Below are 26265 nucleotides of genomic sequence, written 5' to 3' on the forward strand. Positions count from 1 at the left end.
TGGAAGATTTGCTTGTTAAAATTGTAATGAGTTATTAACATTAATTCATTAAAATCAGGTCTTTTTTTTTAATATAATTTCACAACCTTTTATTCACCATATAATATAATAGTATTGTAACTTTGCAGCTAAGTAAATTGCCTTATCGAACCAAACTAGCTTTGGTTAGGAAAGTCCGAACACCATAGTGCAAATATAGTGGTTAACAGCCACCAGCCGTGAGGTTAGGAAAAGTGCAACAGAAAGTATGTACAGGTTATGCTGTAGTGAAACCAGGTAAACTCTATATGGTGCAATGTCATGTATACCAACGTTTGAGTGCGGCACGTGCGATTGTTGGAGGGTAGGCAGCTAGAGTGTATTGGTAACAATGCATCCAGATAAATGATAAGGGCTTTTAGTTTTAAAAGTACAGAATTCGGCTTATAGATTTACTTAAAATAAACAAGCTCCTTGGTTTCAAGGAGCTTTGTTTTTTATTCGTCTGTGTCGGTTGGTAATTGGAAAAAACTAAAAACATTTCCTCCGTAACTTTTAGAATGGCTATAATTTTCTAGATGTGCTAAGGATGTATGTTTTGAATGTTCAACAATTAGCAAGCCTTGTGTTTCAAGCAAATTATTTTTAAATACTAACTCAGGAATTTTACTAAATTCTTCTAAAGGGAATTCATAAGGAGGATCAGCAAAAATAATAGTGAATTGTTTATTGCAATTTTCTAAATACTTAAATACATCACTCTTTATTGTATCAATTGGCATTTCAAAACCTTGTGATGTTTCATTAATAAATTTGATACATCCAAAGTTTTCATCAACAGCTGTAATGTTTTCTGTTCCACGAGAAGCAAATTCATAACTAATGTTTCCTGTTCCAGAAAACAAGTCTAATACGGATACAGAATCAAAGTAGTATTGGTTGTTCAAAATATTAAATAAGGCCTCTTTAGCCATATCGGTTGTTGGCCTAACGGGAAGTTTTTTAGGAGCAGTAATTCTACGTCCTTTAAATAAACCTGAAACTATACGCATTATAAACTATGAATTAAAGTGAAGAAAGCATGATTGCTTTCTGGTTTTTGCAAATATAAATAGGAGTCTTTTCGATTAGCAAATCGTACATGCCTGATATATTTGTATGCTATACTATGAAGTTCGTCATTTTCTGAAACCTGCCCCATAAATAACAGAGGAAAACTATTAGGGTCTAAATCTAATTGTTCTGCCGTGTATAAAATATAATATATAAAATCTTCTTTTGATGTATACTCGTAACTGTTATAGAGTAGGAGTTTAGAGGCTTTAATAACAACTATTTCAAAGTGCGATTTCTCTACATGAACATACATTTTAGTGTCTGTTTCACCTATTTCTTGTTTTAATAACTGGTCTATTAAAATAGTAGAAAAATGGCGGTACGAGAAGGTACCAAACTGTTCATAAATATAATTATTGATATTTACATAAGGTACGTAAACAGCTACTGAGTTATTTTCTTCAATTCTATCAAAACTAATAAAGTCTGAGCGTAAAATTTTAGAATTAAACTTTAAATAATCGGCTAGATTAGCTTCTTGAAATAAAGCTTCTGGAACTAAGGTTGCTAATTCGTTTTCATGAATAACTTGAATATTCTGAAACGGTTCTTGTAGTTGCTCATCAGATTCAAAGCACTCAATTAGTAGGTCGAGAATTTTATATGGTGTTTCTCGTTTTTGGGTAGGTCTATTTTTTAAATATTCAACCGCATTACTTTCTGTATTCAGTATACAAAAAGAAAGTCCATTCAAACTAATTTGAATGGACAAGTTCTTTGTACTAATAATAGAATTTTTATTATTCGTTATCGCCATAAGTTTTAGGCCAGTTTCCTGTGGTATTAACTTCAGACATTGATCCTACGCGAATAGCATCACCATTAACGCCATCAACAGATATTACTTCATTTTCTTGTGATAATAAATCTTTATCTTGGTCAAAAAGGATAACTTCCTTTTTAACAAAAGCTTCAAAAACAGGAATTTTAACAGCATCCTGCTCTAATAAACCAGCGTTCATTTCAAATTTAGCACCTTCTTTTCCTACTGGTACATTCATCATTTCTCTGTAACGTGTAGAGTTACGGAATAATGAGTCCTTAACAGGTACAAAGTTTAAAGTATCGATAATTGTACTATCTTTTTTAGTTTCAACACCACCATAACGCTTAGTTAGTTCTTCATCTATAACTAAAGTATCACGACGTTGCGTTATTGTATATTGCGCTGTGTCAATAAACTTTAATAAGTTTTCAAAATTTGGTGCAAATACGCCCGTTACTTGACGGTGAGCTAATTGTGCATCACGAATGTCTATTAACCGATTGATTACTTGTGCATAACGCTTGTTTTTAACGTTGTTGAATTGGATTGGTTTATAAACAGACATAAATGTTTGATAACCCAAAAAGCCAATTAGTACCCAAAGTAATACAATTAAAACCGGTTTAAATTTTGCAGGTATAAACTTGTCTACAAGCCATACTAAACCAATGGTTAGTAGAATAACTGCAACTACTATTAAAATTATTGTTAACATAGTTTTTAATTAAAATGAATTAAGGTTGTACGCAAATCTACAATTTTTTTTTAATCGTAAAAGCCAATGAGGGTAAAAATCATTGTTATCTTTGCTTAAAAATTTAAAAACATTCCCGCTTAATGAATTCTAATGAATTTTATTCGCTTGTAAAACAACAGTTTCCGTTTAATCCTACGCTAAAACAGGATATTGTTTTGCAGCAATTATCAGAATTTATTTTTTCGGAAAGAAAAAATGACCTCTATTTATTAAAGGGGTACGCTGGTACGGGTAAAACAACTATTATTGGAGCTATAGTTTCAAACTTATGGAAAGCTAAAAAAAGCGCTGTACTATTGGCTCCAACGGGGCGAGCAGCTAAAGTTATCTCCAATTATTCAAATAAAGAAGCATTTACAATTCACAAAAAAATATATTTCCCTAAGAAAGAAAAAGGGGGCGGTGTTAAATTTGTTATGCAACCTAATAAGCATAAAAACACCATTTTTATAGTGGATGAGGCTTCCATGATTCCTGACACTCCAGAAGGGTCAAAATTTTCAGATGCCTCTTCCTTATTAGATGATTTAATAAGTTATGTATATTCTGGTCATAAGTGTAAATTATTATTGATTGGTGATACAGCCCAATTACCTCCAGTTAAGCTTGATTTAAGTCCAGCCTTAAATCCAACAACTCTAGAACTTAATTACAACAAGTCGGTTAGTAAAATGGAACTAGACGAGGTTATGAGGCAGGAACAAGATTCTGGAATATTAGTGAATGCTACTAATTTAAGGGAAATGCTTGATGATCCGTTTTTAGAGGATTTTAAATTTGACTTATCTGGTTTTAAAGACATTGAGAGGCTTATTGATGGTCATGAAATAATGGATGCTATTAATGATGCTTATAGCAACTTAGGTAACGAAGAAACGGCTATTATTGTTAGAAGTAATAAGCGTGCTAATTTATATAATGCCCAAATAAGAAATCGTATTTTATTTAATGAAAATGAGATCTCTACGGGCGATTTTTTAATGGTTGTTAAAAACAATTATTATTGGGTGAAACCAAATTCCGATGCCGGTTTTATAGCTAATGGCGATATTATTGAAATACTAGAAATTTTTAGTATTAAAGATCTTTATGGTTTTCGTTTTGCTGAAGTAAAAATCAGAATGGTAGACTACCCTAGGATGACACCTTTTGAAACAGTATTAATGTTAGATACTATTACCGCAGAAACGCCTTCATTGCCTTATGAAGAATCTAACCGTTTATACCAGGAGGTTATGAAAGATTATGAGAACGAGTCGAGTAATTATAAAAAGTTTTTAGGCGTTAAGAACAATAAGTTTTTTAATGCTTTACAAGTTAAGTTTTCATATGCTATTACCTGTCATAAATCGCAAGGAGGGCAGTGGAGCACTGTTTTTGTTGAGCAACCTTACTTGCCCGATGGAATTAATATAGATTACTTACGTTGGTTATATACTGCCATGACACGTGCTAAAGATAAACTGTACTTGATAGGTTTTAAAGATGATTTTTTTAAAGAAGTATAAATTATTAAAATAAAATAAGACACTTGTAAAGTGTTTAGAATAATTATTAAATTTTAAAGCTTCTAACAAGGTAATCAGATTTTATTATCTTATTTTTGAAGTTGTTTAAAGCATTCCTGATAGGTGTTTATTATTAGAGAAAGCGTTAAATAACGAATACCATAATAATCACAGATGAAAATTATTTCCATGATTCCAGCGCGATACAAAGCATCGCGTTTTCCAGCCAAATTAATGCAAGATCTAGCCGGTAAATCGGTTATTTTGCGCACGTATGAAGCCACTGTTAATACACAGTTGTTTGATGATGTATTTGTAGTAACTGATAGCTCAGTTATTTATGATGAAATTGTAAATAACGGCGGTAAGGCCATAATGAGTAAAAAAACGCATGAGTGTGGTAGTGATCGTATTGCAGAAGCCATTGAGTTTATGGACGATGTTGATATTGTTGTAAATGTACAAGGCGATGAACCGTTTACTGAAATAGCATCTTTAAAAAAACTAATAAACGTTTTTAAAGAAGATACAGATAAACAGGTTGATTTGGCCTCATTAATGGTACATATTCAAGATTGGGAGGAAATTACTAATCCAAATACTGTAAAAGTTATAGTCGATCAGAATAATTTAGCTTTATACTTTTCAAGAAGTCCTATTCCATATCCAAGAGACAAGGAAGTTCCTGTTAAATATTATAAGCACAAAGGAGTCTATGCTTTTAGAAGAGAAGCATTGTTAGATTTTTATCGTTTACCAATGTTACCTTTAGAAGCCTCTGAGAAAATTGAGTGTATTCGTTACTTAGAATATGGTAAAAAGATTAAAATGGTAGAAACCGATGTTCAAGGCGTAGAAATAGATACACCCGAAGATTTAAAGTTGGCTAATAAACTGTGGAAGTAGATTATAGTAACATAAAAGTTATAGGTTTTGATGCCGATGATACATTGTGGGTTAATGAAACCTATTTTCGTGAAGCCGAAGTTGCTTTTGGTAAGTTATTAGCGCCTTACGAAACTTTAAATAAAATAGATCAAGAACTCTTTAAAGCGCATATGAGGAATCTCCCGCTTTACGGTTACGGAATAAAAGGGTTTACTTTATCTATGGTAGAAACAGCACTCGATATATCCAATAATAATCTACCATCTAAAACAGTGAAAGCTATTTTAGATATAGGTAAAGATATGCTAGAAAAGCCAATAGCTTTATTAGACGGTGTTGAAGATGTTTTAAAATCATTAGCTTCAAAATACACGTTAATAGTTGCAACTAAAGGCGATTTATTAGACCAAGAACGTAAATTAGAAATGTCAGGACTTTTAGATTACTTTCATCATATTGAGGTGTTAAGTGATAAAAAAGAAGCTAATTATTCAAGGTTATTAAATCATTTAGATATTAAACCGTCAGAGTTTTTAATGATTGGAAATTCATTAAGGTCCGATATTTTACCTTTAGTAAACTTAAAAGCGCAAGCTATTCACGTGCCATTTCATACTACCTGGGTACATGAACAAGTAGCTGATCATGAAACTGAAGGTAAATCATATATAACGGTAAAAAACCTTAAATCAGTTTTAGAATTATTACCGTAGTATCAACAGGTCTCATAAATAATAACGATATTTATAATTTGAAATCTGTATTAAAAAATAAGGAAAGATTAATTAAATAGAATTTTCAAAAAACATTGTTTTTTCTATTTCAGAACAATATTACATGAGTTACAAAAATTACCCAATGGTGTCTCGAGTTGTTTTTGGTCGAGGAAGTTTTAATCAACTAGGCGATATATTAAGTCCTAAAAGAGTGAGTACTATTGCTCCTTTTATTTTCTTAGTTGATGATGTATTTGAAAAAAACGGCTTACTATCTGGTCGTATTCCATTGGCTTATGAAGATAAAATAATTTTTATTTCAGCGGAAGAAGAACCAAAAACAGAACAAGTTGATGCTTTAGTAGAAGAAATTATATTAACGTGTAAACAACGCCCTTCAGGAATTATAGGTATTGGTGGCGGTACTGTTATGGATATGGCTAAAGCAGTTGCTTTAATGCTTACAAATGAAGGTGAATCTAAAGATTACCAAGGTTGGGATTTAATTAAAAATCCAGCTATTTACCATGTCGGTATTCCAACTATTTCTGGTACAGGAGCCGAAGTATCTCGAACAACTATTTTAACGGGTCCTATTCGCAAATTGGGTATAAATAGCGACTTTACACCGTTTGATCAAGTTATTTTAGATCCTGAATTAACTAATACTGTACCTAAAGACCAATGGTTTTATACTGGTATGGATTGTTTTGTACATTGTATTGAATCTTTAAATGGTACGTATTTAAATGCTTTTAGTGAAAGTTATGGTGAAAAAGCATTAGCACTATGTAAAGAGATTTTTCTTGAAGATCATTTAAGTGAAAATGAATCTGCCGATAAATTAATGATGGCCTCTTGGCATGGTGGGATGAGCATAGCTTATTCTCAGGTTGGTGTAGCACATGCTATGAGCTACGGTTTAGGATATTTACTTGGTGTAAAACACGGTGTAGGTAACTGTATTGTATTTGAACATCTAGAAGAATATTATCCTGAAGGTGTTGCAATGTATAAGAAAATGCGTGAGAAGCATAATATTGCCATACCTCAAGGTATTTGTGCTAATTTGAGTGATAAGGAATTTGACATTATGATTGACGTTGCTTTAAGCTTGGAACCACTTTGGGAAAATGCCTTAGGAAAAAACTGGAAAAAGGTAATAACACGCCAAAAATTAAAGGCGCTTTACTCAAAAATGTAATATGCGTCGACTAGCAAAATTTATATACTTTAAGTTACTAGGTTGGAAAGTAACAGGTAATATTAACTTTTCTCAAGATACCGTTAAAAAAGCGGTGTTAATAGCTGTCCCACATACAAGTTGGCATGACTTTTATATAGGTGTTTTATTACGACAAGTTACTCATGTGAAATCCAATTACATTGCTAAAAAAGAACTCTTTATTGGGCCAATTGGTTGGTATTTGAAAGCCATTGGAGGCGCACCAATAGATAGAGGAAATAAACAAAATAAAGTAGAGGCAATTGCTCAATTGTTTAATGAACGTGAGGAATTTAGATTGGCTTTAGCTCCCGAAGGCACTCGAAAAAAAGTTACAGAATGGCGTACAGGTTTCTATTATATAGCAAAAGCAGCCAATGTGCCTATTATTATGTTTACACTCGATTTTAAAAACAAACAGAATAAAATTTCGGAACCATTTTATCCAACAGACGATTTAGAAGCCGATTTTAAGTTTATGAAAACATTTTTTGAAGGTGTGGAAGGAAAAGTACCTGCTTATTCTTAAATTCAATAGGTATGGTATTCCAAGAATTATTATTCGGAAACTTTAAAATCTTTCATTTCTTGAAGCGGCTCTAAAACATTATAATCTTGCCAAATTGTAGCATCATATTTGGTAATGTTCTCATAATCTAATTCTTTAGATTCTTCTATAGTATCAAAATTTTCAGAATCAATAGCGTTTACATCAAGCGTTAATATTTCTGTCCGCTCTTTAAAAGTTCCTTCAATTTTAAAATTAAAGGCTACTTTATCTCTACTTTCGTTTTCAATAAACTTTATAGGTCTATTAATGTAAAAATATCTGTCTACTTCATTTCTAATGTAATACGGGTAATAATATCCATCATTATCTTTTTTATACACAACGGAACCTCGCTTATTTTTCTCAACATATTTAATGCCTAAAATTAAGCGTAAATTAAATTTCTGGCCTTCACGACCTGGATAAAAAGCATAGTCAGCACGTAAAACCGCAAAATTTTGATTAGAAACATACATGGTTCCTTGGTAATTTGCAGATCCACGTCTGGGTTTAAAATCTATGGTGTATACTATTTCGTTGTTTAAAAAAGTTAATTCTTTTAGTTCGTAATCATATTTGTTAGTATCCCATATAAAATCTAACTCGGGTTCTTCCGCAATAGGGTTTACTTGTTTTACCATGCTAAATGCTGCATCACGCACAAATTTTATAGCATTTATTGTATCTGAAACTTTATCTTGTCTGTTATTTAATGATACAGAATCCGATACTGTAAACCATCCCGATTTTACGGTATAGACTTTTGTCGTGTCTAAGTGTTTTAAAACAATATCATTACCTTTATCAGCCATTTTTTCAATGGATTGGTCGTTACGTTCATCTAAAAGTCTGATAGCTTTTTCAACTTGTAATTTGGCGTTCTTTAAATCCTTAATATACAAGGTAGAAACCATATCGGTATATTGTTTGGAGTTATTGTTTAATAATGAGTGTTCTAAGTCATCAAAATCCTTGTTAAAAGCTTCTAATTGTTTTTTCTTGAAATTTGATGATTTTTCTATTTCAAAATCGGCATTGTCACCTTTTACAAATTCGGTACGTCTGCCAAAAACTTTTAAAGAGGTATTATTTAATTTATAATTTTTAGACGCATTGGCATTTATATAATATAATATGGAATCGATACCTAGCTTTCTGTCTGTTACATAAACTTCCGAAAGTTCATTAAGTTGTGTTTGTAACGTGTATGTTTTAGACTCAAACTCTTGTACTAATAGGCCTTTTTTTTCGTATCCCATACATGAAATATGGACAGAATCCGACGATTGAAAATTAGATATGCGAATTGTAAAATTACCTTCATCGTTAGATATAACGCCATAGTCTTCGCCTATTTGTATAGTAGCGTAGGGGATAGGGTTTTGCTTTTCATCAATAAGTTTTCCTGTAATTGTCTGTCCATAACTTGTAAAAGAAATTAAACAATAACATACTAATAGTAAGGGTAATGTAAAATTATTTTTAGTCATGGTCCTAGTTTATTTTAAGACGAATTTAATAACTATTTGTAACAAGTAACACTCTAAATAAAATAATTTTGCACTTTATTAGATAAATGAATCATGTTTTAATTTTGGTAACAGTGGCGAAATTAATTTTAAAAAAAATCCGATTACTAGTTTAATAACTTAGTAATCGGATTTTTTAATATCTCGTTTAATATAGAGAATTGCTATTATTCACTAGCACTTTCTTGCATCGTGTGATATACATTTTGCACATCGTCGTCTTCTTCTAGTTTTTCTAGAAGTTTTTCAACATCTGCTACTTGTTCAGCATTAAGTTCCTTTGTAACTTGAGGTATGCGTTCAAAACCAGAAGATAAAATTTCTATTTCTCGACGTTCTAATTCAGCTTGAATAGCTCCAAAATTTTCAAAAGGTGCATATATTAAAATTCCATCATCATCAGCAAAAACTTCTTCAGCTCCAAAATCAATAAATTCTAACTCTAACTCTTCTGGATCTAAACCGTCATTATTTATGCGAAAATTACAAGTGTGATCAAACATAAATACCACCGAACCTGAAGTCCCAAGACTTCCGTCGCATTTGTTAAAATAACTTCTTACGTTAGCAACTGTTCTGGTATTGTTATCTGTAGCAGTTTCTACTAAAACAGCAATTCCATGTGGTGCATAACCTTCAAAAATCACCTCTTTATAATCTCCTTGATCTTTATCGGAAGCTTTTTTTATGGCACGCTCTACGTTATCTTTCGGCATATTAACCGATTTGGCATTTTGAATAACTGCACGTAACCTAGAGTTGGTATCCGGATCAGGACCACCTTCTTTAACGGCCATTACAATGTCTTTACCAATACGTGTAAACGCTTTACTCATGGCAGACCAACGTTTCATTTTTCGTGCTTTACGGAACTCAAAAGCTCTTCCCATAGTTTTATTGAAAATTAAGAATTAAAAGTATTTTATTAAAAGTGTTACAAATTTAAAAAAATCTTCCAACTGCTAATGCTTAGTAAGCAAAAATAAGTGGATTTGTTTCTTAAAAAGGCTATAATTAGTCCTCATCTTCAGGAACAACAATAGCGTCTATTGCTTCTGCCAGTTTAAAGTCTTTATTAGTAACGCCATTTACATCATGTGTAGCTATTGAGATGTTTAAAACATTATAAACATTAGTCCATTCAGGGTGATGATTTAAAGCTTCACACTCAAAAGCTATACGGCTCATAGCGCTAAAGCAATCCTTAAAATTATCGAACTCGAACTCGGCATGAATGGCATTTTCAAAGTATTCCCAATCTGGGAATCGTAATAGTTTTTTTTCAATTTCTTCTGCTGATAATTTACTCATATTGTTTGTTTTATAATTAAAAATATAATTAATTTATGATCGTTATAAAAATTATATAGCTATTTCTTCCATGAAATCTTTGCTGCTAAATTGTAAATGCTTGGGTAGCAAATTGTACTTTGGTAAAACGGCTAAATACCTATCATTGTTTGTAGTATAAACACTTTTAAGTAGAGCATTTTTATAGCCTAATGTTTTTAGGGTATCGTTGATAAACTCGTCATGGTGAACCAAATCTTGACTTCCAATATGGAAAACCCCATATTTATTTCTGTTTATAATATAATGAACTTGTTGTGTAACTTTGGCGTCGGTAGCAATATTCATTATTAAATTAGGGAAAACTTCAATAGCTTCTTTTTCTTTAATATGATTTTTAATTTCTGTAACCCGAGGTGATTTGCTTCCAAAAACCATTGGCAATCTCAATATGGCTATTTGACGCTTCGGTAAACGCAATAACATATTTTCAATTTTAATTTTGAAATGCCCATAAATACTATGACTTAAGGTTTTATCAACTTCATAGCTTGGAAATTTACTATAGGCATCAAAAACATTGGCTGATGATAAAAATAATAATTTACATGTGTGCTCAGACATGTATTGTGTAATGTGAGCATGAGCTATAATTTGAGCGTTAAATGAACCTCTTAATGCCGATATAATAATACTTGGTCGTACTATTTCTAATATTTCGAACACATCATCTGTTTCAACATCGTATTGAAAAAAATGGTGATTTTTTTCAAATTCGCGCTTTTCAGTACGGTATGTGCCATAGGTTTTAAAGTATGCACAGAGCTCTTTATAAAGTGCATTTCCTAAAAAACCACTAGCTCCTAAAATAAGGATTCTATGTTTATTTGTTGTTGCCGACATGGCTATTTAGGGCGTATTAATTAAAAAATAGATTGATTAGTGAGTGTTGTAAACTGCTCAAGTGCTTGCATTCCTAGTTGCGAGTTTCCACGTTCATTTAATCCTGGAGACCATACCGAAATACTAAAGGCATTTGGTAACGATGCAACAATACCACCACCAACACCACTTTTACCAGGTAAACCAACTTCGAAAGCGAATTCTCCAGCTTCATCGTAAAAACCACAGGTTAGCATCAAAGCATTAATACGTTTGGCCTGGCTTTTTGTTAAGCGTGCAATATTTGCTAAACAATGCCCTTTATTAGCAAATAAAAAGAAAGCTTTAGCTAATTGCGCACAACTCATTTCTAATGAGCATTGATGAAAATAGAAGTCTAAAACAGATTCAACAGAATTGTTTAGATTGTTAAAAGACTTTAGAAGGTTTGCAGCAGCATAGTTATTGAAGCCAGTTTCTTTCTCAGATTGTGCTACTTTTAAGTTATAAGATATAGATGAATCGCCAGTTATTTCTTGCACATATTTTAAAAAATCGGCTTTTGGATTTTTTAACTCCGACACAAGGATATCGGCAATAACAATGGCTCCCGAATTTATAAATGGATTTCTAGGAATACCAGCTTCTAACTCCAAAAGGGATAAATGATTAAACGGGTTCCCCGATGGTTCAACATCAACGCGTTTCCAGATACTGGCATTTGTTTGACTCATTGCTAAAGCCAAACTTAAAACTTTAGAAATACTTTGAATTGAAAATCCATAATGCGCATCGCCAACGGAAAATTCTTCGCCAGTTATTAGTTTTAAGTTCATGCCAAACCGGTTTGGGTTTACGCGTGATAACTCGGGAATATAACTAGCTATTTCACCTTTGTTAGATTCCCGTGTTACATTTGCGTAAATAGTATTTAAAACCGTTTGGTAGTCAATCATGCATTAACCTTTATAAAATGGTAGCTTTACAACAGTTGCTGGAACAGCTTTTTTACGGATTTGTATGTTTATTTGACTATCAACAGAACTAAAGTCTGGTGTTACATAACCTAATCCAATACCTTTTTTAAGCATTGGAGACATAGTACCCGATGTTACTTTTCCTATAACGTTTCCTGTTTCGTTAACAATATCATAACCGCTTCTAGGAATTCCTTTTTCATCTAATTCAAAGGCTACTAATTTACGTTTTAGTTCACCTTTCTTCTCAATAGCTAAATTTTCTGAATTTGTAAATTCTTTTGTGAATTTGGTAATCCATCCTAATCCAGCTTCAAAAGGAGAGGTTGTATCATCAATATCGTTGCCGTATAAACAGTAACCCATTTCTAAACGTAGGGTATCACGAGCAGCTAAACCAATTGGTTTGATACCATAGTCGGCACCCGCTTTAAAGACAGCATCCCAAACTTTTTGAACATCTTCATTTTTACAGTAAATTTCAAAACCACCACTACCAGTATAACCTGTAGCAGAAATAATTACATCATCAACACCTCCAAAATCACCAACTTCAAAATTGTAAAATTTAATTTCTGATAAATTATGGCTTGTTATGCTTTGCATAGCTTCAATGGCTTTTGGCCCTTGAATGGCTAATAATGAGTATGCGTCACTTACATCACGCATGTCTGCACCTACATCATTTTTAGATTGGAACCAATTCCAGTCTTTTTCAATATTACTTGCGTTTACAACTAATAGGTAGGTTTCTTCTTTAATTCTGTAAATAATTAAATCATCTACAATACCTCCATTATCATTAGGTATACAACTGTATTGAGCTTTACCAATAGTTAATTTGCTAGCATCGTTAGTAGTAGTTTTCTGAATTAACGCTAAAGCATTGGGTCCTTCTATTAGGAATTCTCCCATATGTGATACGTCAAAGACACCTACAGCCTTACGAACTGTTTCGTGTTCTATATTTATACCTTCATATTGAACGGGCATGTTAAAACCTGCAAATGGAACCATTTTAGCTCCTAATGCTTCATGTGTAGATGTTAAAGCTGTATTTTTCATATATCATTTCCGAGATACGGAATCTTTAAATTAGACTTCGATTGTTTCGCAAATGTATTGAAATTTATCTGTTTTTATATGTGTATTTTACGGATTATAGGCTTAAATTATTGTTAATAACAATTTTTTTAAGTCTAATAAAATCAGATACTCATGTGCAAAACAGCAACTTTTATTTTGTTTTAAGCTTCAAGTAGTTCTGAAATAACCTCTTTAAAAACACTTACAGGCTGTGCACCTGTTACAGCGCTTTTTCTGTTAAATACAATGGTTGGTACAGAGCTAACTCCAGCATTTTGCCAAAACGCTTCCTGTTTTTTAATATCATAACGCACATCATCTTGTTCTAAAAGTGCTAAAGCTTCTGTAGCATTTAAACCAACATCAAGCAGTGCTTCTTTTAAAACATCTTTCTTAGAAACGTCTTTACGTTCGCTAAAGAAAGCTGTTGTTAAGCGCATTTTAAGTTCGGTTTGTTTGTTGAATTTTTTTGCATAATCAAGCAGTATGTGAGCATCAAATGTGTTCACCATTCGCATGTTTTCAAAATAATCAAATTTAAAATCTAAAGCGTTACCAGCTTCAATCATTTGTTGTTGTGAGGCTTTTTGCTGTTCTGAAGTAGCACCATATTTTTCAGTAATATGCTCAGTTAATAGCTGTCCTTCAGACGGCATTTGAGGATTCAATTCAAAAGGTTGCCATTCAATTTCTACCTGATCAGCTAGACCTAGTTCGTTAATTGCTTTATTTAAACGTTTGTATCCAATTGTACACCATGGGCAAACAACATCTGATACGATATCAATTTTTAATTTCTTTGTCATGTTTCTCTTTTTTATAAAAATAATAAACCTTCCGTTAGGGACGGAAGGTTTAAAGCTATTAAACTAAATGCAGTTTTGAGGGGAACTACATTATTTTTTCCATTCAAATTTCTTAAATGCATCATCAACTGGCGTCTCTGCAATGTGATTAACGTAGTTGCTTATGGTTTTTTGAGACAAACCAAGAATAATTTCTAGTACGTGTCTTTCAGTATAACCTGCATCGTAAAAAGTTTGAAGTTCTGAGTCTGAAATATTTCCACGGTTTCTAACAATAGATAGCGTGGTGTTTCTTAATGTTTCTAATTTCTCTGACGCTAAAGGTGTTTCGTTACGTAAGGCTTCTGTGATTGCGTCATCAACTTGCATGCTTTTAGCTATTCCTGTATGCGCCGGTACACAATAGTGACATCCGTGCTCAACATTTATACTTTGCCATACAACAGTAAGTTCATCATTATTAAATGACGAATTAACAAACAGTTCGTGTAATTTTTGGTAGGCGTCCAATAAACCTGGAGCTCCAGCTAATACACCATGTAATCCTGGTATCATGCCATATGCTTTTTGAGAGTTTTCTAATAATGGTTTACTAGCTTCTGGAGCTGTTTCTATTGTATGAATTTTTAATGTGCTCATAATTTTGATTTTAAAGTTTAAAATAACTAAACAAGCGTTTAGTTATGGGGTAAATATTAAATATTTTTAAAAATGTGTGTTATATAATGTTGTAATTCTGATTGTTTGAATAGTTTGGTGGCCGATGATAAACCGAACATAGCTATAATTAAATAATCGGCCTGTGCCTCAATTTCTATGTCACTATTCGTTTTATATTGCTTTAGTGTATTAAAAAAGATATTCCTTACATTTTTTGTGTAATTTTCTAAAATTATTTTAATTTCTTCATCGGCATCGTTACCAATTTCATTTGCTGTATTCCCAATTAAACAGCCTTTTCCAAACTCTGTTTCCTTGGTAAACTCAATAAAGTCATAAAAATAGGTTTCAATGTCTTGCAGTCCGTTACTAGCGTTTTGAAGCTTATTTAAAAGGACGTTTAATTTTTGTTTATAGCACTTTAAGCTTTCTATAAACACACCATTTTTATTCCCAAAACTACTATAAATGGAAAATTTATTAATTCCCATTTCTTTTTCAAGCATCTGCATGGAAGTAGTTTCATAACCGTTTTTCCAAAACAAATTCATTGCTTTTTCTATAACATCAGCCTCATTATATTCTTTTTTCCTTGCCATAATTTTATCCTATAATACAAAACTAAACAATTGGTTAGATAAGAAGTTGTTTTTATCATTATTTAATAATAAGTAGATGATATTTTAGGTTTTAAAACTCTAAAAGCATCTGGTGGTTTGGGTTACTATGGTTTTTGGAAATTTTAAATTGGTAAGTATCTATTATTTTAAAACCTGCTTTTTTATAAAAAGATATAGCTTTCTTATTTTCTGTCCACACATAAAGCCACATGCCGACTTGATTATTTTTCATGGCTAAATTGCGATTAAAATGAAACAAGTCACGTCCAATTTTTAAATTATGAAAAGCCTCTAAAATATAAATACGTTCAAGCTTAGTAATATTTTTAAAAGGTAAATGGGGTAGTGCACTAGAAAATATAATTTTAGAATACCCAACAGGATTTCCGTTATAATAAGCTATATGAAAGCTGTTATCACTATCTTCTAATTCGGTTTCAAAAGTACTAGAGGTTAATTTATTAGAAATATAATCTAATATATCTTGCTTCGGAGCACTAGATCCATGAGACTCCAAGAATGTGGTTTCACCAATATTAGCAAGCAAGGCTGCGTGACTTCTATTGGCTTTAATAATTTGTAGCATGATTATTTTTTATGAATTAGAAAGAGCTTGTAACGGTAATATTTTCCGATCCATAAATTTATCAGTATTTTTGAATTACTAACCCTTTTTTTCACAAATTAAAGACTTATAAATATTCCGATGAAAATATTTTCTGATAATCAAATTTACGAAGGCGATAAACTGACAGCCGAAAAACAAAACATTACATCTACAGAGCTTATGGAGCGTGCAGGTGTTCAGATTTTTAATTGGTTGCATGTACGCATGAAAGGTGCTCAGGTTCCTGTGCATGTATTTTGTGGTATAGGAAATAATGGGGGCGATGGGTTAGTGGTAGCACGACACCTTATAAATCACGGTTATAATGTGCATACTTATGTGGTGAATTTTAGTGATAAGCGTACCAAAGATTTTTTAATTAATTACGATTTAATAAAGCAAACCACTAAAAAATGGCCAACATTAATTGGCGAGGATGATACTTTTCCTAAAATTGGAGTTGATGATATTATTATAGATGCTGTTTTTGGAATAGGATTAAATCGTCCTGCAGATGATTGGGTGGTTAAATTATTTCAACATTTTAAAGCATCAAAAGCTTTTACTTTAGCTATAGATTTACCTTCTGGGTTAAAAACAAACGCGGTTCCAAACAATGATGATGATGTTGTTTGGGCGAATCACACTTTAAGTTTTCAATCACCTAAATTAGCTTTCTTTTTGCCAGATACAGCTAAATATACCCAACAATGGGAAGTTTTAGATATAGGTATTGATCGTGACTATTTAATTAAAACCCCAACTGAAGTGAATTTGATAGGAAAGCAAGAAGTACTTCCTATTTATAAACCAAGAGAAAAATTTTCACATAAAGGAAACTATGGACATGCGCTTATTGTTGGTGGTAGTTATTGTAAAATAGGAGCGGCTATTTTAGCTAGTAAATCTGCTCTAAAAGTTGGGGCCGGTTTGGTTACAGGTTATATTCCAAAATGTGGTTATGTACCTTTCCAAGCAAGTTTACCTGAAGTCATGGTGGTATCTGACAGTCATGAAGATATGATAACGGATATTAATTTAAATTTTTCACCAACTGTTATAGGTTTGGGTGTTGGTTTGGGCACAAATGAAAAGACTACTGAGGCTCTAAAAAACTTCCTAAGCACAAATAAAACACCGTTAGTAGTGGATGCAGATGGAATAAATATTCTTGCAAAGAATACAGATTTATTAAAACACTTACCTAAGAATACTATTTTAACGCCACATCCTAAAGAGTTAGAGCGTTTAATAGGGAGTTGGAGTGATGATTTTGATAAGTTAGAGCGCGTAAAAGCATTTTCTAAAAAACATCAATTAATAATTGTTATAAAAGGGGCCCATAGTTTAACTGTTTTTGATGATAAAATTTATATTAACGCTACAGGAAATCCAGGATTAGCTACAGGAGGAACCGGTGACGTGTTAACGGGCGTTATTTCAGGATTAATTGCGCAAGGTTATGAGCCTTTGCCTGCATCAATTTTTGGTGTTTATTTACATGGTAAAGCAGCTGATATTGCAGTTGAAAATCTAGGTTATGAAGCATTAATTGCTACGGATGTTATTGATACATTAGCAGCAGCATATTTAGATTTGTTTGCGCAACCTGAGCCATCAGAAAATAAAGAAGAAGCGAAGCAGTAGTAACAACTTCGAAAAAACAATTATTCTATAATCAAAAAAAGCAGCCTCTAAATATTAAAGGCTGCTTTTTTTGTACAAATAAATTAGAAAATTAAATTCCTAATTCGTTAAATAGGGTAATTAACTCATCACTTGAAGGTCTTGGAGCATCTGGTGATACCACTTTACCTTCAGGATCAATTAAGATAAAGCGTGGAATACCATTTATTCTATAAGCTCTTATAAAATCACTTTTCCAACCATTCGGTGCTAATATTTGAATACCACTTAATTCTTGTTTAGCAATCATTTCTTGCCAACCTTTCTTAGCCAATTCAGCTTTAATGTCTGGAGTGTCACCAGGGTATCCACTACCATCATCTATTGATAGACTTACAAAATGAATGTTTTTTTCACGGTAGTCTTCTTCAAGTTGTTTTAAAAATGGAATTTCCACCTTACAAGGTCCACACCAAGTAGCCCATACATCAACATATACATATTTTCCAGATAAATCTGCTAAAGATGTTTTAGAGCCATCATAGTTTATATAGTTGTCAAAGGTTGGAGAAACTGAGCCTTTAGGAAATTCGTTTTTTAAGTCTATAGACTCTTTAATATAAGATTTGTAAGATTTAATCATTGGGTCTAAAGACTTGTTTGCTTTATTTACCAAACTTGTATCAACTGTTTTAGCACTGTTGTAAAACTCTTGTAATTGCACCTTAATAGCATCAAACTTAACGTTTAAAGTAACCGTATCAGTAATTTTCTGTAAATCTTCAAAATTGATAAGCTGTTCTTCTTTTAATGATTTTTCAGCTAAAAAATTACTGTGTTCAGAACCTGTTCCTGTGTATTTTACCGTTTCATCAAATTTTTTGGTATCAATAGTCATGTTTAAATCAAAACCATTTTTCAAGAATACAGATGTCGATTCAGATCCATCATATAAATTATAAACGCCCGTTTTAACTTTTAAAGTATCGTTAAAAGATCCATCTTCATTTACCGCAATTGTTTTGGAATAATCACGTGTTCTAACCACCAAAGAATCGCTGTTTTTATTGGTTATTTTACCAGATAATGTAGCATAATCTTTAATAGGAGTTTCCTCTTTACATCCTAAAATAGATAGCGCAGAAAGAATTATTAAAGTTTTTTTCATGTTAAGAATTAGTTTTGTTTATCCAAAAATAGGATATTATACTTAATAGTTAATGAAATATCATTATTTGTTTGCATAATAACTAATGAATGTAGAATTTTGGGATCTTAAATTTAAACATGAGAACAACCCACTATATTTCACAGAATACAATTGATTTAGAAATTATTTCAGCAATTTTTGAAGAAAATAAATTGTTAGAATTATCTGAAACATCTATTGAGAAAATTGAAAATTGTCGCGATTATTTAAATGAAAAATTAAAAAATCAAGATGATCCTATTTATGGAATAAACACAGGGTTTGGATCTTTATATAATGTTAAGATTTCCAAAGAAAACTTAACAAAATTACAAGAAAACCTTGTGATGTCTCATGCGTGTGGTACCGGTGAATTAGTACCTAAAGCCATTGTAAAACTAATGTTATTGCTTAAAGTACAATCTTTAAGCTATGGGCATAGTGGGGTACAGTTAGATACAGCTAAACGCTTAATTGATTTTTATAACAATGATATTTTACCTGTGGTATATACCCAGGGATCGTTAGGAGCCTCGGGTGATTTAGCACCTCTAGCGCATTTGGCTTTACCACTAATTGGAAAAGGTAATGTTTATTTTGAAGGCGAGGTACATACTGCAGCTTCTGTTTTAAAAAAATTTGATTGGGAACCAATTACTTTACAGTCTAAAGAAGGATTAGCGTTATTAAATGGAACACAATTTATGTCTGCGTATGGTGTGCATTTACTAATGAAAGCTTATAAATTATCATATGTAGCCGATTTAGTAGGAAGTATATCTTTAGAAGCTTTTGATGGTAGAATTGAACCATTTAATGAGTTGGTACATTTAGTTCGTCCGCATAACGGTCAGTTAAAAACAGCTGAACGTATTCGTGAGTTTTTAGAAGCTAGTGAATTAATTTCTCAACATAAACAACATGTTCAAGATCCATATTCTTTTAGATGTATGCCTCAAGTTCATGGCGCTACCAAGGACACGTTAGATTTTGTACGAAAAACATTTATTACAGAAATAAACTCGGTTACCGACAATCCTAATATTTTTAGTAAAGAGGATAAAATTATTTCAGGAGGAAACTTTCATGGACAGCCTTTAGCCTTAGCATTAGATTATTTGAAAATTGGTATGGCAGAATTAGGTAATATATCAGAAAGACGTGTGTTTCAACTTGTATCTGGTTTACGCGGTTTGCCTACATTTTTAGTTGATAACCCAGGTTTAAACTCGGGTTTTATGATACCGCAATACACAGCCGCGAGTATTGTAAGTGCTAATAAACAGCTAGCAAGCCCTGCTAGTATTGATAGTATTGTTTCTAGTAATGGACAAGAAGATCATGTAAGTATGGGAGCTAATGCTGCTACACAAGCTTATACTTTAATTCATAATGTAGAACGTATATTGGCTATTGAATTATTTAATGCCTCGCAAGCACTTTATTTTAGAAAGCCATTAAAATCTTCAGCTTTTATAGAATCTGTTTTACTAAGTTTTCGAGAGGATGTAGGTTTTGTAGAGAATGATAGAGAGTTATATGTAGATATAAATAATGCTGTTAAATTTCTAGATAGCTTAGGTGTTGATGTTCAAGAAATTTATGCTTAATTATTTAAGGTGAATTTATTTAGGACAAATTTTATTAGCCCATGTTTTAGCTTCTTTTATAGAGTTGAATCTTTTAAATGGTAAGCTAGAAAAATTACGCTCAAAATCGGTATTATCAATTTTACTTAAATCTGTTAATACTACAGCAAAGCCTACAAGAGTTTTTAATTTTGGCGTTTCAAAATAAACTCTTGGATCTACTGAATAAGAGTTTTTTCGATATGTTATATATACAAAGGGCTTGTTGCCAAAAAAGTTTCTAGCCAATTCATATAGTTTTTGATTAAGGGCAATAGTTACCGTTACGCCTTCATTCATTACCGCTATGACATAATTTTCATAAAAGGCAAGGCTTCCAAAGTTGTATTTATTTATTACTGGTGACATGTTGTTAAAATAGGGGATTTTTTTTTACAAAAAAACTCCGCCAAAATAAGCGGAGTTTTTAAAATAAAAAAAAATAATATTAGGATTCTGTTGTTTTTTCAACAGATTCAACAGTAATTTTTAATTCATTAATTTTGGCATCTAAATCCATTGATATTTTATCACCTTCTGATATTTTTGAATTAATAATTTCTTCGGCTAAAGCATCTTCTACATACTTCTGAATAGCTCGTTTTAATGGTCTAGCGCCATATTGTTTATCAAAACCTTTATCTGCAATATAGTTTTTAGCATCTTGACTTAACTCTAGCGTATAGCCAATGTCTTTTATACGAACAATAAGCTTTTCAAGTTCAATATCGATAATTTTAGTAATATCTTCTTTTTCAAGCGCGTTAAATACTATAACATCATCAATTCTATTCAAAAACTCAGGGGCAAAGGCTTTTTTAAGTGCGTTTTCAATTACACTTCTTGCATTTGCATCTTCTTGTGATTTTTGAGAAGCAGTTCCAAAGCCAACACCTGTGCCAAAATCTTTTAATTTACGAGATCCAATATTAGATGTCATGATAACGATAGTATTTCTAAAGTCAATTTTACGACCTAAACTGTCTGTTAAATACCCATCGTCTAAGACTTGTAATAACATATTGAATACATCAGGATGTGCTTTTTCAATTTCATCTAATAAAACTACAGCGTAAGGTTTACGTCTAATTTTTTCGGTTAATTGCCCACCTTCTTCATAGCCAACGTATCCAGGAGGCGCACCAACTAATCTAGAAATGGCAAATTTCTCCATGTATTCACTCATGTCAATACGGATTAAGGAGTCTTCGCTATCAAATAATTCTTTAGATAATACTTTAGCTAATTGTGTTTTCCCTACACCAGTTTGACCTAAAAATATAAAGGAACCAATAGGTTTGTTTGGGTCCTTAAGACCTGCGCGATTACGTTGAATGGCTTTAACAACCTTAGCTACTGCAGCATCTTGTCCAATAACTTTACCTTTAATTAAATCTGGTAAAATGGCTAATTTATTACTTTCAGTTTGAGCAATTCTATTTACAGGAATTCCAGTCATCATTGAAACCACATCGGCAACACTTTCTTCAGAAACAATCTCTCGGTGTAACTTCGTGTCTTCTTCCCATTTTTCTTGGGCAACTGCTAATTCTTTTTCAAGACGCTTTTCATCATCTCGTAATTTGGCAGCTTCTTCGTATTTTTGTTTTTTAACAACGCTAGACTTGGTTTCTTTAACGGCTTGTAATTGCTCTTCAAGTTTTATTATTTGATCTGGAACATTAATGTTTGTAATGTGGACACGAGATCCAGCTTCATCTAAAGCATCAATTGCTTTGTCTGGTAAAAAACGATCTGTCATATACCTATTAGTTAATTTTACACAGGCTTCAATAGCTTCAGGTGTATAATCAACGTTATGATGTGATTCGTATTTTTCTTTAATGTTGTTCAGAATTTCTATAGTCTCATCAACAGTTGTTGGCTCAACTATTACTTTCTGAAAACGACGTTCAAGTGCACCATCTTTTTCAATATACTGACGATATTCATCAAGCGTTGTGGCACCAATACATTGTATTTCACCTCTAGCTAGAGCGGGTTTAAACATATTAGAAGCATCTAAACTTCCTGTAGCCCCACCAGCACCAACAATGGTATGAATTTCATCAATAAAAAGAATGATATCATCATTTTTTTCAAGTTCGTTCATTACGGCTTTCATACGCTCCTCAAACTGTCCACGGTATTTAGTACCGGCAACTAAACTGGCTAAATCAAGCGTTACAACACGTTTATTAAAAAGGATACGCGATACTTTACGGCTAACAATTCGGTTGGCTAAACCTTCTGCGATAGCCGATTTACCAACACCAGGTTCCCCAATTAAGAGCGGATTATTCTTTTTACGTCTACTTAATATTTGAGAGACGCGTTCAATTTCTTTCTCTCGTCCAACAACAGGATCAAGTTTACCTTCTTCGGCCATGGCTGTTAAGTCACGACCAAAATTATCTAAAACAGGTGTTTTAGATTTTTTATTTGCTTTACCTGAAGGGGTATTAAAAAGGTTGTCTTTTGTGGTGTCATCATCTTGTGTTGAGTCATCACCAGGAAAAGACTCCGATTTTGGAGATTCCGTCATATCAGGATAATTTTCGTCGTTTGTTATCATAAACTTAAATTGTTCTTTTACATTATCATAATCTACTTTAAGCTTGTTTAGAAGCTTGGTTGTAGGGTCGTTTTCATTTCTTAAAATACATAGAAGTAAATGAGCCGTATTTATGGTGCTATTTTTAAAAAGTTTTGCTTCTAAAAAAGTTGTTTTTAGGGCCCGTTCAGCTTGTCTTGTAAGGTGAAGGTTTTTCTTATTGTTTAAAGCAACAGCTACGTTAGGGTTTGCAGGGCTTAAAATTTCAACTTTACGCCTCAGATGATTTAAATCTATTTCTAGAGCACTTAATATATTGATAGCTTTACCGCTTCCATCGCGAAGTAAACCAAGCATTAAATGTTCCGTTCCTATAAAATCGTGTCCTAATCTTAAAGCTTCCTCTTTGCTAAACGCAATTACGTCTTTAACTCTTGGTGAAAAATTGTCATCCATAAATAATTTCCTTTCTGCATTAAATGTACTAAATCATATTATCAAGGACAAAAATCATACCTTAATTAATAGATAGTATGCTAATAGACAAAAAAAACTTTATAAAGACAAAATTTTTAACAAGTTACTTATTAACTAAAATGTGGGCTAAAATTGTTAATAAAAAGTGTGAAAAACCAAAAAGAAACCCTTGCTGCAGCTAATGAAATGGTTATATTAGCACGATTTGTAAACCTACAAAAATCTAATTATTTTTATTAAATATGGCAGAAGGAGAAAAATTGATTCCAATTAATATTGAAGATGAAATGAAGTCGGCTTACATTGATTATTCAATGTCAGTCATTGTGTCACGTGCCTTACCTGATGTAAGAGATGGATTAAAGCCGGTTCACAGACGTGTACTTTTTGGTATGCACGAACTCGGAGTTAGAGCAACAGGAGCACATAAAAAGTCCGCCAGAATAGTTGGTGAAGTACTTGGTAAATATCACCCACATGGAGATACATCTGTATATGATGCCATGGTGCGTATGGCTCAAGAATGGAGTTTACGTTATATGTTAGTAGATGGTCAAGGTAACTTTGGATCTATAGATGGTGATAGTCCTGCAGCAATGCGTTATACGGAAGCTCGTATGCGTAAAATATCAGAAGATATGCTTGCTGATATAGATAAAGAGACTGTTGATCATAAATTGAATTTTGATGATACACTACAAGAACCAACGGTTCTTCCTACAAGAATTCCTGGTTTATTAGTAAATGGTGCCTCAGGTATTGCTGTAGGTATGGCTACTAATATGCCTCCACATAATTTAAGTGAAGTTGTAGATGGTACTGTTGCTTATATTGAAAATAATGATATTGAAATAGACGAGTTAATTACGCATATTAAAGCACCCGATTTCCCTACAGGAGGTACCATTTATGGATATGATGGTGTAGTTGAAGCCTTTAAATCGGGTCGTGGTCGTATTGTTATTCGTGGTAAAGCGCGTATTGAAGAGGTTCAAGGACGTGAATCTATAGTGGTTACCGAAATCCCTTATCAAGTGAATAAGGCTGATATGATTAAAAAGACAGCCGATTTAATTAATGAAAAGAAAATTGAAGGTATTTCTACTATTCGTGATGAGTCAGATAGAAATGGTATGCGTATCGTATATGTTTTAAAGCGCGACGCTATTCCAAACATTGTATTAAATACCTTATATAAGTATACCGCTTTACAATCATCTTTTAGTGTAAATAATATTGCATTAGTTGGTGGTCGTCCTGAATTGTTGAATTTAAAAGACATGATTCATCATTTTGTGGAACACAGACACGAAGTGGTTGTGCGCAGAACAACTTATGAATTACGTAAAGCAGAAGAACGTGCACATATATTAGAAGGCTTAATAATTGCTTCTGATAATATTGACGAGGTTATTGCTATTATACGTTCGTCTTCGAACGCTGATCAAGCTCGTGAACGTTTAATAGAGCGTTTTGAATTATCTGAAATTCAAGCCAAAGCTATTGTTGAAATGCGTTTACGCCAATTAACAGGCTTAGAGCAAGATAAGTTACGTTCAGAGTATGAAGCATTAATGGTTACTATTGATGATTTAAAAGACATTCTTGCTAAAAAAGAGCGTCGTATGGAAATTATTAAAGACGAGCTGTTAGTTGTTAAAGATAAATATGGTGATGAACGCCGTTCTGTAATTGAATATGCAGGAGGTGATTTAAGTATTGAAGATATGATTCCGGATGAGCAAGTGGTTATCACTATTTCTCATGCAGGTTATATTAAGAGAACATCGCTTACAGAATATAAAACACAACATAGAGGTGGTGTAGGGCAAAAAGCCTCAACTACAAGAAACGAAGACTTCTTAGAGCATTTATTTGTTGGTACTAACCACCAATATATGTTATTCTTTACACAGAAAGGAAAATGTTTCTGGATGCGTGTTTATGAAATTCCTGAAGGAAGTAGAACCTCTAAAGGTCGTGCTATTCAAAACTTAATAAACATTGAGCAGGACGATAAGGTAATGGCTTTTATTTGTACTCAAGATCTTAAAGATGAAGATTACATTAATAGTCATTATGTAATTATGGCAACCAAAAACGGACAGGTTAAGAAAACATCGTTAGAGCAGTATTCAAGACCTCGTACTAATGGTATTAATGCTATTACAATTAAAGAAGATGACGAATTATTAGAAGCAAAATTAACAACTGGAAACAGTCAGGTTATGCTAGCTTTAAAGTCAGGAAAAGCCATCCGATTTGAAGAAGCTAAAACACGTCCAATGGGTAGAAATGCTTCAGGTGTTCGTGGTGTTACTTTAGCTAATGAAGAAGATGAAGTAATTGGTATGATTGCTGTCGAAAACCCTCAAGAAGAATCTGTATTAGTAGTTTCTGAAAAAGGTTATGGTAAGCGTACTTATATTGATGATCCAGAAGATGGTGAAGCTGTATATAGAATTACAAACCGAGGTGGTAAAGGGGTTAAAACCATTTCCATTACAGAAAAAACAGGACATTTAGTCGCTATTAAATCTGTTACAGATGCTGATGATTTAATGATTATCAACAAGTCGGGGATAGCCATCCGTATTGCTGTATCTGATTTACGTGTTATGGGTCGTGCAACACAAGGAGTTCGCCTTATTAACCTTAAAGGAAATGATTCTATAGCTGCAGTAGCTAAAGTTATGAAAGATGAGTCAGAAGATGCTGTGGTACTTGATGAAGATGGAAATGTTATTGAATCAGCTCCAGAAACTGAAAATGGCACAACTATTGATTCTGAAGAAAACGAATTAAACAATGATAATAATTAATACAAAA

The 26265-nt window shown here is 32.5% G+C and carries 24 protein-coding genes and 1 other RNA gene; 9 read left to right on the forward strand and 16 right to left on the reverse strand.

Going from position 1 to position 26265, the window contains the following annotated elements; translation table 11 throughout:
- The first annotated feature begins 129 nt into the window (after positions 1 to 129).
- Positions 130 to 442: RNase P RNA component class A (gene rnpB, locus ACW5R3_RS07215), an RNA gene on the forward strand.
- A 34-nt stretch (positions 443 to 476) separates the two neighbouring features.
- On the opposite strand, the gene ACW5R3_RS07220 is transcribed toward rnpB, so the two are convergent.
- Genes ACW5R3_RS07220 through ACW5R3_RS07230 form a run of 3 tightly spaced genes read right to left on the reverse strand, consistent with a single transcriptional unit; the run spans position 477 to position 2576 of the window.
- Complete coding sequence (locus ACW5R3_RS07220) at positions 477 to 1031, reverse strand: RsmD family RNA methyltransferase (protein ID WP_456576334.1); 555 nt, start codon at positions 1029 to 1031, stop codon at positions 477 to 479.
- Complete coding sequence (locus ACW5R3_RS07225; protein ID WP_456576335.1) at positions 1031 to 1852, reverse strand: DUF3822 family protein; 822 nt, start codon at positions 1850 to 1852, stop codon at positions 1031 to 1033. Before ACW5R3_RS07225 ends, ACW5R3_RS07220 begins: the two co-directional genes overlap by 1 nt.
- Positions 1836 to 2576 (reverse strand): hypothetical protein, encoded by a 741-nt coding sequence (locus tag ACW5R3_RS07230; protein ID WP_456576336.1) that lies wholly within the window; start codon positions 2574 to 2576, stop codon positions 1836 to 1838. The genes ACW5R3_RS07225 and ACW5R3_RS07230 overlap by 17 nt, the downstream gene beginning before the upstream one ends.
- Before the next feature lie 122 nt (positions 2577 to 2698).
- Between ACW5R3_RS07230 and ACW5R3_RS07235 the strand changes: the two genes are divergently transcribed.
- From ACW5R3_RS07235 to ACW5R3_RS07255, 5 genes are all read left to right on the forward strand, one after another.
- The gene (locus ACW5R3_RS07235) at positions 2699 to 4126 is read left to right on the forward strand and encodes an ATP-dependent DNA helicase (protein ID WP_456576337.1); all 1428 of its coding nucleotides are present in this window, start codon (positions 2699 to 2701) and stop codon (positions 4124 to 4126) included.
- A 189-nt stretch (positions 4127 to 4315) separates the two neighbouring features.
- Complete coding sequence (kdsB, locus tag ACW5R3_RS07240) at positions 4316 to 5032, forward strand: 3-deoxy-manno-octulosonate cytidylyltransferase (RefSeq protein WP_456576338.1); 717 nt, start codon at positions 4316 to 4318, stop codon at positions 5030 to 5032.
- A complete protein-coding gene (locus tag ACW5R3_RS07245) occupies positions 5023 to 5727 on the forward strand; it encodes an HAD family hydrolase (protein ID WP_456576339.1) in 705 nt (234 codons plus the stop codon). Before kdsB ends, ACW5R3_RS07245 begins: the two co-directional genes overlap by 10 nt.
- A gap of 124 nt (positions 5728 to 5851) precedes the next feature.
- Positions 5852 to 6934, forward strand: a complete 1083-nt coding sequence (locus tag ACW5R3_RS07250) for an iron-containing alcohol dehydrogenase family protein (RefSeq protein WP_456576340.1) — start codon at positions 5852 to 5854, stop codon at positions 6932 to 6934.
- 1 nt (position 6935) lies between these two features.
- Complete coding sequence (locus tag ACW5R3_RS07255; RefSeq protein ID WP_456576341.1) at positions 6936 to 7484, forward strand: 1-acyl-sn-glycerol-3-phosphate acyltransferase; 549 nt, start codon at positions 6936 to 6938, stop codon at positions 7482 to 7484.
- A gap of 29 nt (positions 7485 to 7513) precedes the next feature.
- On the opposite strand, the gene ACW5R3_RS07260 is transcribed toward ACW5R3_RS07255, so the two are convergent.
- The 10 genes from ACW5R3_RS07260 to ACW5R3_RS07305 form a co-directional block, all read right to left on the reverse strand.
- Positions 7514 to 8995: a carboxypeptidase-like regulatory domain-containing protein gene (locus ACW5R3_RS07260; protein ID WP_456576342.1), complete on the reverse strand. Its 1482-nt coding sequence runs from the start codon at positions 8993 to 8995 to the stop codon at positions 7514 to 7516.
- A 206-nt stretch (positions 8996 to 9201) separates the two neighbouring features.
- Entirely contained in the window at positions 9202 to 9924 is a 723-nt protein-coding gene (locus tag ACW5R3_RS07265) for a YebC/PmpR family DNA-binding transcriptional regulator (protein WP_456576343.1), read from the reverse strand.
- 124 nt (positions 9925 to 10048) lie between these two features.
- The gene (locus tag ACW5R3_RS07270; protein WP_456576344.1) at positions 10049 to 10345 is read right to left on the reverse strand and encodes a 4a-hydroxytetrahydrobiopterin dehydratase; all 297 of its coding nucleotides are present in this window, start codon (positions 10343 to 10345) and stop codon (positions 10049 to 10051) included.
- 51 nt (positions 10346 to 10396) lie between these two features.
- Positions 10397 to 11227, reverse strand: a complete 831-nt coding sequence (locus ACW5R3_RS07275; protein WP_456576345.1) for a sugar nucleotide-binding protein — start codon at positions 11225 to 11227, stop codon at positions 10397 to 10399.
- A 20-nt stretch (positions 11228 to 11247) separates the two neighbouring features.
- On the reverse strand, positions 11248 to 12162 hold the full coding sequence (locus tag ACW5R3_RS07280) for a glutaminase (RefSeq protein ID WP_456576346.1): 915 nt from the start codon (positions 12160 to 12162) through the stop codon (positions 11248 to 11250).
- A 3-nt stretch (positions 12163 to 12165) separates the two neighbouring features.
- Positions 12166 to 13248, reverse strand: a complete 1083-nt coding sequence (gcvT, locus tag ACW5R3_RS07285; protein WP_456576347.1) for a glycine cleavage system aminomethyltransferase GcvT — start codon at positions 13246 to 13248, stop codon at positions 12166 to 12168.
- A 182-nt stretch (positions 13249 to 13430) separates the two neighbouring features.
- A complete protein-coding gene (locus ACW5R3_RS07290) occupies positions 13431 to 14075 on the reverse strand; it encodes a DsbA family oxidoreductase (RefSeq protein WP_456576348.1) in 645 nt (214 codons plus the stop codon).
- A gap of 90 nt (positions 14076 to 14165) precedes the next feature.
- Positions 14166 to 14714: a carboxymuconolactone decarboxylase family protein gene (locus ACW5R3_RS07295; RefSeq protein ID WP_456576349.1), complete on the reverse strand. Its 549-nt coding sequence runs from the start codon at positions 14712 to 14714 to the stop codon at positions 14166 to 14168.
- Positions 14715 to 14770: 56 nt separating this feature from the next.
- The gene (locus ACW5R3_RS07300) at positions 14771 to 15334 is read right to left on the reverse strand and encodes a TetR/AcrR family transcriptional regulator (protein ID WP_456576350.1); all 564 of its coding nucleotides are present in this window, start codon (positions 15332 to 15334) and stop codon (positions 14771 to 14773) included.
- Positions 15335 to 15425: 91 nt separating this feature from the next.
- Positions 15426 to 15941: a GNAT family N-acetyltransferase gene (locus ACW5R3_RS07305; protein ID WP_456576351.1), complete on the reverse strand. Its 516-nt coding sequence runs from the start codon at positions 15939 to 15941 to the stop codon at positions 15426 to 15428.
- A 120-nt stretch (positions 15942 to 16061) separates the two neighbouring features.
- On the opposite strand from ACW5R3_RS07305, the gene ACW5R3_RS07310 reads away from it, so the two are divergent.
- Positions 16062 to 17609: an NAD(P)H-hydrate dehydratase gene (locus tag ACW5R3_RS07310; protein WP_456576352.1), complete on the forward strand. Its 1548-nt coding sequence runs from the start codon at positions 16062 to 16064 to the stop codon at positions 17607 to 17609.
- Positions 17610 to 17700: 91 nt separating this feature from the next.
- On the opposite strand, the gene ACW5R3_RS07315 is transcribed toward ACW5R3_RS07310, so the two are convergent.
- Positions 17701 to 18756: a TlpA family protein disulfide reductase gene (locus tag ACW5R3_RS07315; RefSeq protein WP_456576353.1), complete on the reverse strand. Its 1056-nt coding sequence runs from the start codon at positions 18754 to 18756 to the stop codon at positions 17701 to 17703.
- Positions 18757 to 18875: 119 nt separating this feature from the next.
- On the opposite strand from ACW5R3_RS07315, the gene hutH reads away from it, so the two are divergent.
- The gene (gene hutH, locus ACW5R3_RS07320; RefSeq protein ID WP_456576354.1) at positions 18876 to 20387 is read left to right on the forward strand and encodes a histidine ammonia-lyase; all 1512 of its coding nucleotides are present in this window, start codon (positions 18876 to 18878) and stop codon (positions 20385 to 20387) included.
- A 15-nt stretch (positions 20388 to 20402) separates the two neighbouring features.
- Here the strand turns inward: hutH and ACW5R3_RS07325 are convergent, their stop codons facing one another.
- Both ACW5R3_RS07325 and ACW5R3_RS07330 read right to left on the reverse strand, forming a co-directional pair.
- Entirely contained in the window at positions 20403 to 20774 is a 372-nt protein-coding gene (locus tag ACW5R3_RS07325) for a hypothetical protein (RefSeq protein ID WP_456576355.1), read from the reverse strand.
- Between the two features lie 79 nt (positions 20775 to 20853).
- Positions 20854 to 23415 carry an ATP-dependent Clp protease ATP-binding subunit gene (locus ACW5R3_RS07330; protein WP_456576356.1) on the reverse strand — a complete coding sequence of 854 codons (2562 nt, stop codon included), beginning with the start codon at positions 23413 to 23415 and terminating at the stop codon, positions 20854 to 20856.
- Positions 23416 to 23678: 263 nt separating this feature from the next.
- On the opposite strand from ACW5R3_RS07330, the gene gyrA reads away from it, so the two are divergent.
- Positions 23679 to 26258: a DNA gyrase subunit A gene (gene gyrA / locus ACW5R3_RS07335; protein ID WP_456576357.1), complete on the forward strand. Its 2580-nt coding sequence runs from the start codon at positions 23679 to 23681 to the stop codon at positions 26256 to 26258.
- The last annotated feature ends 7 nt before the right edge of the window (positions 26259 to 26265 follow it).

It is taken from the genome of Algorimicrobium bowmanii, from assembly GCF_054031195.1.

Excerpts from the sequence above, each read along its gene's own strand:
- hutH (WP_456576354.1), top strand. The coding sequence starts at position 18,876 with ATGAGAACAACCCACTATATTTCACAGAATACAATTGATTTAGAAATT.
- ACW5R3_RS07225 (WP_456576335.1), bottom strand. The coding sequence starts at position 1,852 with ATGGCGATAACGAATAATAAAAATTCTATTATTAGTACAAAGAACTTG.
- gyrA (WP_456576357.1), top strand. The coding sequence starts at position 23,679 with ATGGCAGAAGGAGAAAAATTGATTCCAATTAATATTGAAGATGAAATG.
- ACW5R3_RS07260 (WP_456576342.1), bottom strand. The coding sequence starts at position 8,995 with ATGACTAAAAATAATTTTACATTACCCTTACTATTAGTATGTTATTGT.
- ACW5R3_RS07275 (WP_456576345.1), bottom strand. The coding sequence starts at position 11,227 with ATGTCGGCAACAACAAATAAACATAGAATCCTTATTTTAGGAGCTAGT.
- ACW5R3_RS07305 (WP_456576351.1), bottom strand. The coding sequence starts at position 15,941 with ATGCTACAAATTATTAAAGCCAATAGAAGTCACGCAGCCTTGCTTGCT.
- ACW5R3_RS07250 (WP_456576340.1), top strand. The coding sequence starts at position 5,852 with ATGAGTTACAAAAATTACCCAATGGTGTCTCGAGTTGTTTTTGGTCGA.
- ACW5R3_RS07310 (WP_456576352.1), top strand. The coding sequence starts at position 16,062 with ATGAAAATATTTTCTGATAATCAAATTTACGAAGGCGATAAACTGACA.
- ACW5R3_RS07315 (WP_456576353.1), bottom strand. The coding sequence starts at position 18,756 with ATGAAAAAAACTTTAATAATTCTTTCTGCGCTATCTATTTTAGGATGT.
- ACW5R3_RS07235 (WP_456576337.1), top strand. The coding sequence starts at position 2,699 with ATGAATTCTAATGAATTTTATTCGCTTGTAAAACAACAGTTTCCGTTT.
- gcvT (WP_456576347.1), bottom strand. The coding sequence starts at position 13,248 with ATGAAAAATACAGCTTTAACATCTACACATGAAGCATTAGGAGCTAAA.
- ACW5R3_RS07230 (WP_456576336.1), bottom strand. The coding sequence starts at position 2,576 with ATGTTAACAATAATTTTAATAGTAGTTGCAGTTATTCTACTAACCATT.
- ACW5R3_RS07295 (WP_456576349.1), bottom strand. The coding sequence starts at position 14,714 with ATGAGCACATTAAAAATTCATACAATAGAAACAGCTCCAGAAGCTAGT.
- ACW5R3_RS07280 (WP_456576346.1), bottom strand. The coding sequence starts at position 12,162 with ATGATTGACTACCAAACGGTTTTAAATACTATTTACGCAAATGTAACA.
- ACW5R3_RS07325 (WP_456576355.1), bottom strand. The coding sequence starts at position 20,774 with ATGTCACCAGTAATAAATAAATACAACTTTGGAAGCCTTGCCTTTTAT.
- ACW5R3_RS07220 (WP_456576334.1), bottom strand. The coding sequence starts at position 1,031 with ATGCGTATAGTTTCAGGTTTATTTAAAGGACGTAGAATTACTGCTCCT.
- ACW5R3_RS07255 (WP_456576341.1), top strand. The coding sequence starts at position 6,936 with ATGCGTCGACTAGCAAAATTTATATACTTTAAGTTACTAGGTTGGAAA.
- ACW5R3_RS07290 (WP_456576348.1), bottom strand. The coding sequence starts at position 14,075 with ATGACAAAGAAATTAAAAATTGATATCGTATCAGATGTTGTTTGCCCA.
- ACW5R3_RS07270 (WP_456576344.1), bottom strand. The coding sequence starts at position 10,345 with ATGAGTAAATTATCAGCAGAAGAAATTGAAAAAAAACTATTACGATTC.
- ACW5R3_RS07330 (WP_456576356.1), bottom strand. The coding sequence starts at position 23,415 with ATGGATGACAATTTTTCACCAAGAGTTAAAGACGTAATTGCGTTTAGC.
- kdsB (WP_456576338.1), top strand. The coding sequence starts at position 4,316 with ATGATTCCAGCGCGATACAAAGCATCGCGTTTTCCAGCCAAATTAATG.
- ACW5R3_RS07265 (WP_456576343.1), bottom strand. The coding sequence starts at position 9,924 with ATGGGAAGAGCTTTTGAGTTCCGTAAAGCACGAAAAATGAAACGTTGG.
- ACW5R3_RS07300 (WP_456576350.1), bottom strand. The coding sequence starts at position 15,334 with ATGGCAAGGAAAAAAGAATATAATGAGGCTGATGTTATAGAAAAAGCA.